Origin of the sequence: Bradyrhizobium sp. HKCCYLS3070 (assembly GCF_051167575.1) — a bacterium.
Taxonomy (GTDB): Bacteria; Pseudomonadota; Alphaproteobacteria; order Rhizobiales; family Xanthobacteraceae; genus Bradyrhizobium.
The window spans coordinates 12,536-24,764 of record NZ_JBNPTI010000003.1; the positions used below are offsets into that span (position 1 = coordinate 12,536).

The window sequence follows — 12,229 nt, forward strand, 5'->3', positions numbered from 1 at the left end:
GGCTCCCAACTGGACCCTGTGGTTATGGATCCCGGCGTTCGCCGGGATGACAGCAGTGGGTGCAGTGACATCCACTCCCACAACGACGACCGAGATGATACAGAGCGCTTCCCGCTCATTCCTGCCGGAAGCCTCTCCGATGTCCTCAGCCGTCTCCCCGCTCGCCCCCACCGATGTCCCCGACATGCCCGCCGTTGCGGGCGTCAAGCTCGCGACTGCGGCGGCCGGCATCCGCTACAAGAACCGCACCGACGTGCTGCTGGCGCTGCTCGATCCCGGCACCACCGTGGCCGGCGTGTTCACCCTGTCGAAATGCCCGTCGGCGCCGGTCGAATGGTGCCGGGCCAAGCTGAAGGGCGGCAAGGCGCGCGCGCTGGTGGTCAACTCCGGCAACGCCAACGCCTTCACCGGCAAGACCGGCAAGCAGTCGACGGCCCTGACGGCGGCGATCGCCGCCAAGGCGGTCGGCTGCAAGCAGGACGAGATCTTCCTCGCCTCGACCGGCGTGATCGGCGAGCCGCTGGATGCGACCAAGTTCGACGGCGTGCTCGAAGGGTTGGCCGGCACCGCGGCGCCTGAGGACTGGATGGGTGCAGCGCGCGCCATCATGACCACCGACACCTTCCCGAAGGTCGCCACCGCCACCGTCAAGCTCGGAAAGGCCAAGGTGACGATCAACGGCATGGCCAAGGGCGCCGGCATGATCGCGCCCGACATGGCGACGATGTTGTCGTTCATCTTCACCGATGCGCCGATTTCGGCCCCCGCGCTGCAGGCCCTGCTCAAGGCCGGCGTCGAGGACACCTTCAACGCGGTGACGATCGACGGCGACACCTCGACATCCGACACGCTGCTCGCCTTCGCCACCGGGGCCGCCGCGGCGAAGGGCGCACCGAAGATCAGCCGCGCCAGCGATCCGCGCGCGAAGGCGTTCGTGAAGGCGTTCAATGCCGTGCTGGCCGACCTCGCCGAGCAGGTCGCGCGCGACGGCGAGGGCGCCCGCAAGCTGGTCGAGATCATCGTCGAGGGCGCCAAGAGCAAGCCGTCGGCGCGCAGAATCGCGATGTCGATCGCCAACTCGCCACTGGTCAAGACCGCGATCGCCGGCGAGGACGCCAATTGGGGCCGCGTCGTGATGGCCGTCGGCAAGGCCGGCGAGCCGGCCGACCGCGACAAGCTCTCGATCTCCTTCAACGGCATCCGCGTCGCATCGAAGGGCGCGCGCGATCCGTCCTATGACGAGACGGAAGTCTCCGAGGCGATGAAGGCGCAGAAGGTGCAGATCAAGGTGGCGCTCGGCCTCGGCAAGGGCCGCGACCGCGTGCTGACCTGCGACCTGACCAAGGAGTATGTCGCGATCAACGGCGACTACCGATCCTGATTCCGCAACCAACCGCGGCCAGGAAGCGCGCAGATGCCGGCGCGCTTCCTGGGGCCGAGTCGATCAGCTCGCGATCCGTGCGTCGGCGACCGCCTTCTGGAACAGCGCCTTCATCGCCTCCGCGATGCCCTGCGTCGGCGACACCTCGAAATAGAATCCGTCCGAGGCGCAGGCCTGCATCTTCTGCGCGATCTCGCTGTTCGGCGACGGGCCGAACGGCCCCTTGTTGAAGGGATCGATCCAGCTCATGTACCAGCTGTTGGTCGGCAGTTGCAGATAGGTCGTATAGAGGACCGCGATCTTGATGCCGCGGTTCTTGAGCGTGGTGCAGAGCGCCGGATTGATCGGCGACTGGCAGCGATTGCCGCTGGCCTTTGGCTTCAGGCAGGAGGCGTTGCTCTCGTCCGCGACGCCATCGGAGACAAAGAACAGGTATTTCAGCGGCGAGCCGGTCGTGCCGTCACCAGGCGTCGAGATCTCGTTGTTGATGGCGGGGAACACCGTGGTGAACGGCGTATCCTTGTCGGCCGTGTAGGAATCATTGTTGCCGTAGACGCCCATCAGGTCGATGTTGCCCGCGGCGCTCTTGGCGCTGGACAGGCTCGACGACAGCGAAAACAGCGCCCGCAATCCGATCGTCTTCGACGCTGCGCCGAAATCGTAGATCGCCATGCGGAACTGGTTCGTATAGGTCTGCGTCTGCTGCGCCGTGTCCATGAGCTGCTGGGTGGCGCTGCGCAGCACGTCGATCCGGGTGGTCACGTTGAGCGTCTTGGCGAGATTGTAGTAGTTGTTGGAGTCGTTGTAGTCGTGGCAGGCGAAGGCGCATTTGTCGGAGGTCGCATTGACCATCTTGGTCACGTCCGCCGGCGTCGCCGCCACGCCCATCGACGGCGAATTGTCGAGCAGCAGATAGAAATCGATGTATCGCGGCATCGAAGCCTTGGCGGTCGACGATCCCTGCAGGGTCATGGTCTTGAACCCGACGATGTTCATGAACATCATCGGCACGGTGGCCGAGAACGACACGGTGGCGGTCAGCACCGAGCCGGCCTTCTTCACCTCCGGCGTCAGGCTGGTCAGCGTATAGCCTGACGTGCCCGACATGTTGCCGTTGAAGATCTTCGCCGCGTCGTCATTGCCGGCGGCGATCACGCCGTCCGAGGTCATCGTGCCTGCGGCGATGAAGGCCGGCGAGGTCCGGGACACCGCGCCGACCGAGGCGGCGTCGACCGCCGCCTGCAGTTTGGCGCGCATCTGGTTGGCGCGGCTGTAGTCGACGCCGCAGCCGACCGCGGTGATCAGCGGGACGCAGACGATCGCGAACGTCACCGCGACGTTGCCGCTGACGTCGCGCCGCAGGCGGCCGAGCAGGCTGGATAAAATTCGCATGAATGATGCCTAACAAACCATGAGGGGGCCATGGCGTTCACCCGTGAAAATACGCGGCCGGCCATTAAGGTTGGCTTATTTCGACCGTGGAAACCGGGCTCGAAACGGCCTAGGTTAAGATTCCCTCAACAGGCGCACTTGGTTCTCGGACCGGCGCATCCCTCTCAAACCGATCGGACCATGCCCGACCTGAAACTCACGCTCGTGGTCGCCTGCGCGCTCGTCGACGCCGACAATCGTGTGCTGCTGGCGCAGCGGCCGCCCGGCAAGACGCTCGCGGGACTCTGGGAGTTTCCCGGCGGCAAGCTCGAGCCCGGCGAGCGCCCCGAAGCCAGCCTGATCCGCGAGCTCGACGAGGAGCTCGGCATCATCGTGCGCGAGGCCTGTCTCGCGCCGCTGACGTTTGCCAGCCACGCCTATGAGACGTTCCATCTGTTGATGCCGCTCTACATCTGCCGGCGCTGGGAAGGCGTGGTCACCGCGCGCGAGGGACAGCAACTGGCCTGGGTGCGGCCGAACAAGCTGCGCGACTACCCGATGCCCCCGGCGGACATTCCGCTGCTGCCGCATCTGATCGATCTGTTGATGTGAGGATCGTACGGCGACGTCTCTCCGGGCGAAGTCACGGCCCGTCCGGAATTCCCCGCTTCATTCTTGCAACGGCGTTTTCGTCGATCCAGTTCTGGTTATTATCGGAAATATAAAATTCATTGCCGTCTGGATCGTAGAACGACACGAATTCAAGCCCGCCATTGAGGTGACAGTGGAAGCGAACTCCCTTTGCAAGCAGAGCGTGGTAGGTCTGCTCCAAATCCGTACAGCTCAGCATGATCGGGGTGCTGCGCGAGGTGTCGCCGGGCGGGCGTAAGGTGAGTTGCAGCATCATGCGCTGCCCGGGCAGGCCTACGGTCAGATCATATCCCCAATTGATGATGCCGCCAGGCGAGCAATGCCGCAGTTCAAATCCGAGTGTATCGACATAGAAGTCGAGTGCAGCTCTTTGATCGGCGACATAGACCGCGACGTAGTCGATCCGGGTAAGCATGGCAGGCGATACCGTGCGACTTGATAGGCGACGACTATAAGGCCCGGCCTTCGGGAGAAAGTCTAGTCGCGGCCTGCTTTCTTCACCGCCGCCTCCAGGCTCGCCGTCGCCGAACCCGGCTTCAGCGGCTTCTGCTGGCTCTCGTGCGGGGCCCAGCCTGACAGCCAGATGATGTCGAAGGTGGCGCGGATACGGCCGTCGGGATCGGCGAAGCGCTCGGCATAGATCTCGGCCATGCGCAGCAGGGTGGCGCGGCGCAGCGGCGTGCGGCGGCGCTCGACCAGGCTGTTGGTCGCGCCCATGCGGCGGAGATCCTGCATCAGGCCGAGCGCGCTGGCATAGCGGACCACGACGCGGTCGACGTCGGTGACGGGCAGCGCGAAGCCGGCACGCTGCAGCAGACCGCCGATGTCGCGCAGATCGGCGAACGGCGCGACACGCGGCGAGACGCCGCCCTCGCATTCGGCTTCGGCGGCGGCGAAGCTCTGCCGGAGCTCGGTCAGCGTATCGCCGCCGATCATCGCCGCCAGCAGCAGACCATCGGGACGCAAGGCCCGGCGAATCTGCACCAGCAGTCCGGGCAGATCGTTGACGAATTGAAACGCCAGCGCCGACAGCGCGAGATCGAGCGATTGCGCGGCCAACGGCAGCCGCTCGTCCGCGGTGGCGGGCGCGGCGATATGCGCGAGCTGCGAGAGGCGTCCCGAAAGATACGGCTTCAAGCCGGCGGCCGGCGTCCAGACGTCGGCAGCCGCGGTGAAGGACCGGTTCACCGCGGCAAGGCGATCCGCGATATCCTCGGCGACGCGCTCCAGCAGGAAGGTCTCGGGCGCGCGCGCAGCCCGCCGCAGCCTGAGCGCGAGCAAGCTGCGATCGAACAGAACGGGAGCGGTGCCGGGCGGGGTCATGGGGGCTGGTTACGCCGATCCTGGTGGCCGGGCAATGCACCGCTTGAGCAGCGTGGGTTGCGGCGCTAGCCTCAACACATGGGTGTGACGTTTGCTCCAATCAGCGTCGGACGACTTCGTGCAGCCGTGGGCGCGCTGCATGGCAGTCTCGCGCGCGTTGCGAAGCTCGCACTCGACGTCGCGCTTCCCACCCTGTGCATCTGCTGCCGCGAGCCGGTCGACGGCGAGGGCGTGTGTGCGGCCTGCTGGGGCAAATTGTCGTTCATCGAGCGGCCGTATTGCCCGAAGCTCGGCATCCCCTTCGTCTACGATCCGGGCCCCGAGCTGCTGTCGATGGAAGCCATCGCGGCGCCGCCGGCGTACGCCCGCGCCCGCGCCGCCGTGCGCTATGACGAGGTCGCCCGCACCCTGGTGCATCAGCTGAAATATCAGGACCGCACCGATCTGGCGCCGATCATGGGCCGCTGGATGGCGCGCGCCGGCCGCGAGCTGCTGGCCGAGGCCGACCTCGTGGTGCCCGTGCCGCTGCATTGGCGGCGCGGCTTTTCCCGCCGCTACAACCAGTCCGGCGCGCTGGCGCGGGCGGTCGCCCGGTCCAGCGGCGTCCGCATGCAGGGTGATGCGCTGCGCCGCGTGCGGGCGACCGAGCAGCAGGTCGGGTTGTCGCGCGCCCAGCGCACCAGCAATGTGCAGGGCGCATTCCAGGTATCTTCAGACCGCCTGCATGACGTGCAGGGGCGCCGCATCGTCATCGTCGACGACGTGCTGACCACCGGCGCGACGGTGGATGCCTGCGCCCGCGCTCTGCTGCGCGCCAAGGCGGCCGAGGTCAGCGTGCTGGTTTTCGCCCGGGTTGTCGATGCGCCCCGCGCTCCCATATAATCTGTCGTTCTGAAACAGCTGAGCGCGACATGACCGCTGCGATCGAAATCTATACCCGTCCGGGGTGCGGCTACTGCACGGCCGCCAAATCGCTTCTGACCCGCAAGAACGTTGCCTTCACCGAGCATGACGCGGGCAAGGATCCGACGATTCGGCAGAAGATGTATGATCGTGTCGGCCCGGGCTCGACCTTTCCGCAGATCTTCATCGGCCACACCCATGTCGGCGGCTGCGACGACCTCTATGCGCTCGATCGCGAGGGCCGGCTCGACGCCATGCTGGCGGGAGACAAGGCGACATCATGAGCAACGACCGCAGCTTTACCGCCGCCATGGTGCAGATGCGCACCTCGCTCCTGCCCGAGCCGAGCCTCGAGCAGGGCACCAGGCTGATCCGGGAAGCGGTCGCGCAGGGCGCGGAGTATGTCCAGACGCCGGAAGTGAGCAACATGATGCAGCTCAACCGGACGGCGCTGTTCGAGCAGCTCAAGAGCGAGGCGGACGATCCCTCTCTCAAAGCCTATCAGGCGCTCGCCAAGGAGCTGGGCATCCATCTGCACATCGGGTCGCTGGCGCTGCGCTTCTCGGCAGACAAGGCCGTGAACCGCTCGTTCCTGATCGGCCCCGAGGGCAACGTGCTGGCGAGCTACGACAAGATCCACATGTTCGACATCGATCTGCCGGGCGGTGAGAGCTATCGCGAGTCCGCCAACTATCAACCGGGCGAGACGGCCGTGATCTCGGATCTGCCCTGGGGTCGTCTGGGGCTGACGATCTGCTACGACGTGCGCTTCCCGGCGCTGTATCGTGCGCTGGCCGAGAGCGGCGCCTCCTTCATCAGCGTGCCCTCCGCCTTCACCCGCAAGACCGGCGAGGCGCACTGGCACACGCTGCTGCGCGCCCGCGCCATCGAGACGGGATGCTTCGTGTTCGCCGCCGCCCAGTGCGGCCTGCACGAGAACAAGCGCGAGACCTTCGGCCACTCGCTGATCATCGATCCATGGGGCGAGATTCTCGCCGAGGGCGGCGTCGAGCCCGGCGTGATCATGGCGCGCATCGATCCGTCGCGGGTCGAGAGCGTGCGCCAGACCATTCCTTCGCTGCAGCACGGCCGCCGGTTCGGCATCGCCGACCCCAACGCGGGTCCGGACTATCTGCACCTGGTGCGGGGCTCGGCATGATCCGCTATGCGCTGCGCTGCGAGCGTGACCATACGTTCGAAAGCTGGTTCCAGAGCTCCTCGGCCTACGATTCGCAGGTGAAGCGCAAGCTGGTGGAATGCCCGACCTGCGGCTCGACCAAGGTCGAGAAGGCTATCATGGCGCCGCGCATCGTCAGCAAGAAGGGCCGCGAGGCCGTGCCGGTACCGGCCTCACCGACGCCAGCGCAGGAAGTGATTCCGCCGGGATCGACCGCGCTGATGATGGCGCAGGAGCGCGAGCTGCGCGCCAAGCTCAAGGAGCTGCGCGACCACATCGTCAAGAACGCCGACGATGTCGGCGAACGATTCCCGACCGAAGCCCGCAAGATGCATTACGGCGAGACCGAGCACCGGCCGATCTATGGCGAGGCCTCGCTCGACGAGGCCCGCGAACTGATCGAGGAAGGCATCGAGGTCGCGCCGATCCCGGTGCTGCCGGACGACCGGAATTGAGCAATAGAGACGCCCTCTCCGTCATTGCGAGCGAAGCGAAGCAATCCAGCGCCGGGCAAAGATTCTGGATTGCTTCGCTTCGCTCGCAACGACGGGAGAGAGATCTCGGCCTGCACTCTCTCTTTCGCCGGTGTGACGACATGTCCCCCCTCTCCTCGTCCTGGCAGCTCTGGGCCCTCCTCTCCGCGCTGTTCGCGGCCCTCACCGCCATCTTCGCCAAGGTTGGCGTCGAAGGTCTCAACTCCGATCTTGCCACGCTGATCCGCACCGCGATCGTGCTGGTGACGCTGGCGCTGATCCTGTTTGCGACGGGCCAGCTCACCAGCCCGGGACCGATCTCGACCAAGAGCTGGGTGTTCCTGACGCTGTCGGCGCTCGGCACCGGCGCCTCGTGGCTGTGCTACTTCCGCGCCTTGAAGCTCGGCCCCGCGACCTTGGTCGCGCCGATCGACAAGCTCAGCGTCGTGCTGGTCGCCTTGTTCGGCGTCGTGTTTCTCGGCGAACGACCGAGCCTGCAGGGCTGGATCGGCATCGCCCTGATCGCGGCCGGCGCCGTGCTGATCGCGATCAAGGGCTGACTACACGGCGACCAGCAGCGCCACGCCGGCGACGATCAGCGTGATGCCGCCGATCTCGCGCAGCGAAACCGGCTGCTTGAACGAATAGTACGACACGCCCTGCGCGAACAGTACCTCGATCAGCGCGAGCGTGCGGACGTTGGCGGCCGCGGTCAGCGCGAACGCCAGGAACCAGAACTGCGACGCGAAGGCGCCGACGAAGCCGGCCATCATCGATGGCCGCCACAGCGACAGGATTCCGCGCAGGATGTCGGGCGCGCGCGCCAGCAGATAGACGGTGAGGAGCGCCGTCTGCACGAATAGGCCCCAGACCAGCGTGTACGACGCGGCGGTGACGAAGGACACGCCGTCGACGGTGATGATGGCGCCGCGGAAGCCGACGGCCGACAAGGCGAACGACGCCGCGGCAACCAGGCCGGTTACGGTCGGCCTCAACTCGGCAAAGCTCTTCTCACCGCCGGGCCTGAGCGCGGTGATGACGACGCCGATAGTGGCGATCAGGATCGCGATCATCTTTGGAAGCGAGAGCGGATCGCCGAGAAAGATGAAGCCGAAGATCGCGGTCTGGATCGCTTCGGTCTTCAGATAGGCCGTGGTGACGACGAAGGAGCGGTCGGTCATCGCCAATAGCATCAGCCCGGTGGCGATGATCTGGCTGAGCGCACCGAGCAGCAGCCACGGCCAGAACACCGCCGGCGGCCACGGCAGGTGGTCGCCGGTGGCCAGCAGCACCGCGGTCAGGAACACCAGCGAGAACGGAAAGCCGAACAGGAAGCGGATATTGGTCGCCCCCCAGGTGCCGAGCTTCGCCGTCAGCGACCGCTGCATCGCATTGCGCGCGACCTGGCCGGCGGCGGCAACCAACGTGAACGGAATCCAGAGCGAGGTGATGGAGAGCATGCGGCACAATGCAGTAGTGAGATTGGCACCGTGACGACCACGGGGCGCTGGGTCAACAGCGGTGAGGCGGTTCAGCCGCATGTCAGGATTGCAGCTCTCGCCGGAAGGGCCAGGACGGATTGCGTCTTGTGGTAAGCTCGCGCCACACATCCGGTGTCGTCCCTGCGAACGCAGGGACCCATAACCACCGGCTTCAATTGGGTTAGGCGATCCATCCACGCGATGGTGCGGCGATGTACTATGTCTATATTCTCGCCAGCGGCCGTCACGGTACGCTGTACATCGGTGTGACCAACTCGTTACGGACGCGGCTCGAGCAGCATCGCAAGGGCGAAGGCTCGGAGTTCGTGAAGAAGTACGGGGTGTTTCGGCTGGTCTATGTCGAAATCTACACTGTTGCTGCGGAAGCGGTCACCCGCGAGAAGCAGCTCAAGCGCTGGAAGCGTGATTGGAAAATCGAACTGATCGAGCGCGACAATCTTGAATGGCGCGATCTCAGCGACCTGATCTCCTAGCGTGCCTCAAACCCCTCCCTGTGGTTATGGGTCCCTGCGTTCGCAGGGACGACACCGGTTATGGAGCGGCAGACGGGTCAAGCTGATGATTGGCCGCGCGCGCTAAACCATCTGCTCGGCGACCATCATGTAGTTCACGTCCATGTCGGTCGACAGGCTCCAGCGGTCGGCGAACGGGCTGTAGACCACGCCGCTCTGCTCGGTGATGACCAGGCGGTTGTCGAGCAGGTATTTCGTCAGCTCGTCCGGCGTGACGAACTTGCTCCACTCATGCGTGCCGCGCGGCAGCCAGCGCAGCACGTATTCGGCGCCGACGATGGCGAGCGCAAAGCTCTTCCAGTTGCGGTTGAGGGTCGAGACCACCATCATGCCGCCCGGCTTCAGCACCGCGGCACAGCGGCCGAGGAAGGCGCTGACGTCGGTGACGTGCTCGACGACCTCCATCGCCAGCACGATGTCGAAGCGCTCGCGCGGGTCCATCTCCTCGATCGTGGTGCAGCGGTAGTCGATCGACAGATGACCCTTCTCGGCATGCAGCCTGGCGGCGGCAATGTTGCTGGCCGAGGGGTCGACGCCGACGACCTGCGCGCCCAGCCGCGTGAACGGCTCGCACAGCAGTCCCGCGCCGCAGCCGATGTCGAGCATGCGCAGCCCCGACAGGCAGTTGAGGCTCTTGGCGTTGCGCTCGAATTTCCGGCAGGCGGCATCGCGGATATAGGTCAGGCGCAGCGGGTTGATCTTGTGCAGGGGCGCCATCTTGCCCTTGGGGTCCCACCACGTCTCGGACAGTTTGGAGAACTTCGCGATCTCGGCCGGATCGACGGTCGAGCCGGAGGGAACAGAAGTGCTGCGGGAATCCTGAGGCATTGTCATCGCTGAATACTCAATGATCGAAGCTGCGGCGCCGTACCGGGCTAACGCGCCGTGATGGCGTTCCGGAACGCCAGCGGCTCCGCGATGGTCGAAATGGTTTCCTTGCCCTCGCCCACACCCAAGATGGTGACATCGCCGTAATTGAGAACCCGTCCCATGATGGTCTGGTTGACGTCGACGCTCTCGACCTTGTCGAGAGCCATCTCGAAGGTACGGCGCTTGATGAAACCGGTTTTGTGCACGACACGGCGATTGGTGACGTCCGTCTCGGTGGTCAGGCGATGGAACCAGGCCCGGACCGTCCAATACAGGGCAACAATGGCGATGACGGCGGCGGTGGCCAGGCACAGCAGAACCAGATTGTCGTTCACGGTCATGCGGGAGAGGACGAGCAATCCAAACACGACGATCCAGGCCCCGATCGCCGGCAGGTAGAACATCCAATGTGCATTGGTCGAATACAGCACCTTCTCGCCGGGTTGCAGGATTTCGTCGATGTAACGCGCCATTCCAAAGCCTCTACCTGACCCTGTCACCACAAGGAACCGTCTTGCCCCCAGCCGCGGCGCTATGTATACGCGCGTTTCGGCTGGCGCGCCTCCGGTTTCGCGCCCAGCCGGTCAACTTATCCTCCTGATGGGAATGAGCGCGTCGTCATGGGTCGCCTCGTGCTGAAATTCGGCGGCACATCCGTCGCCAACATCGACCGCATCCGCAACGTCGCGCGCCACGTCAAGCGCGAGGTCGACGCCGGTCATGAGGTCGCCGTCGTGGTCTCGGCCATGTCCGGCAAGACCAACGAACTGGTCGCCTGGTGCACCGAGGCGTCGCCGATGCACGATGCGCGTGAATACGATGCCGTCGTGGCCTCGGGCGAGCAGGTCACGTCCGGCCTGCTGGCGATCGTGCTGCAGAGCATGGGCATCCAGGCCCGCTCGTGGCAGGGCTGGCAGATCCCGATCAAGACCAGCGACGCCCATGCCTCGGCGCGAATCGTCGATATCGACGGCTCCGAGCTGATCCAGCGCTTTCGCGACCGCAAGGAGGTCGCGGTCATCGCCGGCTTCCAGGGCATCAACGCCGAAACCGGGCGAATCACCACGCTCGGCCGCGGCGGCTCGGACACCTCCGCGGTGGCGATCGCGGCCGCCATCAAGGCCGACCGCTGCGACATCTATACCGACGTCGACGGCGTCTATACCACCGACCCCCGGGTGGTGCCGAAGGCCAAGCGGCTCGACAAGATCGCCTTCGAGGACATGCTGGAGCTGGCGTCGCAGGGCGCCAAGGTGCTGCAGGTCCGTTCGGTGGAACTGGGCATGGTGCACAACATGCCGATCTTCGTCCGCTCCTCATTCGACAAGCCCGAGGATATCGACCCGCACGCCAACCAGCCGCCGGGGACGCTGATCTGCAGCGAGGAACAAATCATGGAAAATCACGTCGTGACCGGCATCGCCTTCTCCAAGGACGAGGCCCAGATCTCGGTGCGCCAGATCGAGGACAAGCCGGGCGTCGCCGCCTCGATCTTCGGACCACTGGCGGATGCCAATATCAACGTCGACATGATCGTCCAGAACGTCTCCGAAGACGGCAAGACCACCGATCTCACCTTCACGGTGCCGGCCACCGATTACAATCGCGCGCGCGAGACCATCACCGCGGCCAAGGACAGGATCGGCTATCAGCGCCTGGATACCGCGACCGACGTCGCCAAGGTCTCGGTGATCGGATCGGGCATGCGCAGCCATGCCGGCGTCGCCGCCAAGGGATTCGCCGCGCTCGCCGCCCGCAACATCAACATTCGCGCGATCACGACCTCCGAGATCAAGTTCTCGGTGCTGATCGACGCCGCCTACACCGAGCTCGCCGTCCGCACGCTGCATACGCTCTACGGACTGGACCAGGCCTAGAAAATCCTCCTCCGCGACCACACCTGTCCCGTTCTGTGACAGCGGGACGGGCCGGAGATCGTTCGAAAGCCGTTGACGCCGCCCGCGGTGGCAGGCGTTTTGCTTGGCAAAACAAGCCCTAATTCGCTATACGCCATCGCAGGATGGCAGCCGCAAACTGTGCTCCAGTGAAGGTTGTTCTGGTTCGGG

Annotated in this window: 15 protein-coding genes; 9 read left to right on the forward strand and 6 right to left on the reverse strand. The window is 65.3% G+C overall.

Annotated features, from left to right (window positions below; all coding sequences use genetic code 11):
• The first annotated feature begins 139 nt into the window (after positions 1 to 139).
• Positions 140 to 1,381: a bifunctional glutamate N-acetyltransferase/amino-acid acetyltransferase ArgJ gene (gene argJ / locus ACQR03_RS12625; protein ID WP_315715203.1), complete on the forward strand. Its 1,242-nt coding sequence runs from the start codon at positions 140 to 142 to the stop codon at positions 1,379 to 1,381.
• 63 nt (positions 1,382 to 1,444) lie between these two features.
• Here argJ and ACQR03_RS12630 read toward each other — a convergent pair whose 3' ends face one another.
• Positions 1,445 to 2,773, reverse strand: coding sequence for a TadE/TadG family type IV pilus assembly protein (locus tag ACQR03_RS12630; protein ID WP_316174461.1), 1,329 nt, complete (start codon positions 2,771 to 2,773; stop codon positions 1,445 to 1,447).
• 180 nt (positions 2,774 to 2,953) lie between these two features.
• Here ACQR03_RS12630 and ACQR03_RS12635 point away from each other — a divergent pair, with 180 nt between their 5' ends.
• The gene (locus ACQR03_RS12635; RefSeq protein WP_315715200.1) at positions 2,954 to 3,364 is read left to right on the forward strand and encodes a (deoxy)nucleoside triphosphate pyrophosphohydrolase; all 411 of its coding nucleotides are present in this window, start codon (positions 2,954 to 2,956) and stop codon (positions 3,362 to 3,364) included.
• Between the two features lie 31 nt (positions 3,365 to 3,395).
• On the opposite strand, the gene ACQR03_RS12640 is transcribed toward ACQR03_RS12635, so the two are convergent.
• Positions 3,396 to 3,818, reverse strand: coding sequence for a VOC family protein (locus tag ACQR03_RS12640; RefSeq protein ID WP_434842294.1), 423 nt, complete (start codon positions 3,816 to 3,818; stop codon positions 3,396 to 3,398).
• A 62-nt stretch (positions 3,819 to 3,880) separates the two neighbouring features.
• The gene (locus tag ACQR03_RS12645) at positions 3,881 to 4,726 is read right to left on the reverse strand and encodes a methyltransferase domain-containing protein (RefSeq protein WP_434842293.1); all 846 of its coding nucleotides are present in this window, start codon (positions 4,724 to 4,726) and stop codon (positions 3,881 to 3,883) included.
• 78 nt (positions 4,727 to 4,804) lie between these two features.
• Between ACQR03_RS12645 and ACQR03_RS12650 the strand changes: the two genes are divergently transcribed.
• The 5 genes from ACQR03_RS12650 to ACQR03_RS12670 all read left to right on the forward strand — a co-directional run bounded on the left by ACQR03_RS12650 (position 4,805) and on the right by ACQR03_RS12670 (position 7,839).
• Positions 4,805 to 5,608: a ComF family protein gene (locus tag ACQR03_RS12650; protein WP_434842292.1), complete on the forward strand. Its 804-nt coding sequence runs from the start codon at positions 4,805 to 4,807 to the stop codon at positions 5,606 to 5,608.
• Between the two features lie 29 nt (positions 5,609 to 5,637).
• Complete coding sequence (gene grxC / locus ACQR03_RS12655) at positions 5,638 to 5,913, forward strand: glutaredoxin 3 (protein ID WP_315715197.1); 276 nt, start codon at positions 5,638 to 5,640, stop codon at positions 5,911 to 5,913.
• A complete protein-coding gene (locus ACQR03_RS12660; protein ID WP_315825538.1) occupies positions 5,910 to 6,788 on the forward strand; it encodes a carbon-nitrogen hydrolase family protein in 879 nt (292 codons plus the stop codon). Before grxC ends, ACQR03_RS12660 begins: the two co-directional genes overlap by 4 nt.
• Positions 6,785 to 7,261 carry a DUF1178 family protein gene (locus ACQR03_RS12665; protein ID WP_315751936.1) on the forward strand — a complete coding sequence of 159 codons (477 nt, stop codon included), beginning with the start codon at positions 6,785 to 6,787 and terminating at the stop codon, positions 7,259 to 7,261. The genes ACQR03_RS12660 and ACQR03_RS12665 overlap by 4 nt, the downstream gene beginning before the upstream one ends.
• A gap of 140 nt (positions 7,262 to 7,401) precedes the next feature.
• The gene (locus tag ACQR03_RS12670; RefSeq protein ID WP_315751935.1) at positions 7,402 to 7,839 is read left to right on the forward strand and encodes an EamA family transporter; all 438 of its coding nucleotides are present in this window, start codon (positions 7,402 to 7,404) and stop codon (positions 7,837 to 7,839) included.
• Here the strand turns inward: ACQR03_RS12670 and ACQR03_RS12675 are convergent, their stop codons facing one another.
• A complete protein-coding gene (locus ACQR03_RS12675) occupies positions 7,840 to 8,739 on the reverse strand; it encodes an EamA family transporter (protein WP_434842291.1) in 900 nt (299 codons plus the stop codon).
• 233 nt (positions 8,740 to 8,972) lie between these two features.
• Between ACQR03_RS12675 and ACQR03_RS12680 the strand changes: the two genes are divergently transcribed.
• Positions 8,973 to 9,254 carry a GIY-YIG nuclease family protein gene (locus ACQR03_RS12680; protein WP_316170998.1) on the forward strand — a complete coding sequence of 94 codons (282 nt, stop codon included), beginning with the start codon at positions 8,973 to 8,975 and terminating at the stop codon, positions 9,252 to 9,254.
• Between the two features lie 102 nt (positions 9,255 to 9,356).
• Here the strand turns inward: ACQR03_RS12680 and ubiG are convergent, their stop codons facing one another.
• Both ubiG and ACQR03_RS12690 read right to left on the reverse strand, forming a co-directional pair.
• Positions 9,357 to 10,121, reverse strand: coding sequence for a bifunctional 2-polyprenyl-6-hydroxyphenol methylase/3-demethylubiquinol 3-O-methyltransferase UbiG (ubiG, locus tag ACQR03_RS12685; protein WP_409977941.1), 765 nt, complete (start codon positions 10,119 to 10,121; stop codon positions 9,357 to 9,359).
• Between the two features lie 47 nt (positions 10,122 to 10,168).
• The gene (locus tag ACQR03_RS12690; RefSeq protein WP_315715189.1) at positions 10,169 to 10,636 is read right to left on the reverse strand and encodes a PH domain-containing protein; all 468 of its coding nucleotides are present in this window, start codon (positions 10,634 to 10,636) and stop codon (positions 10,169 to 10,171) included.
• Between the two features lie 147 nt (positions 10,637 to 10,783).
• Between ACQR03_RS12690 and ACQR03_RS12695 the strand changes: the two genes are divergently transcribed.
• Positions 10,784 to 12,040 (forward strand): aspartate kinase, encoded by a 1,257-nt coding sequence (locus ACQR03_RS12695; protein ID WP_315715188.1) that lies wholly within the window; start codon positions 10,784 to 10,786, stop codon positions 12,038 to 12,040.
• Positions 12,041 to 12,229 lie beyond the last annotated feature (189 nt).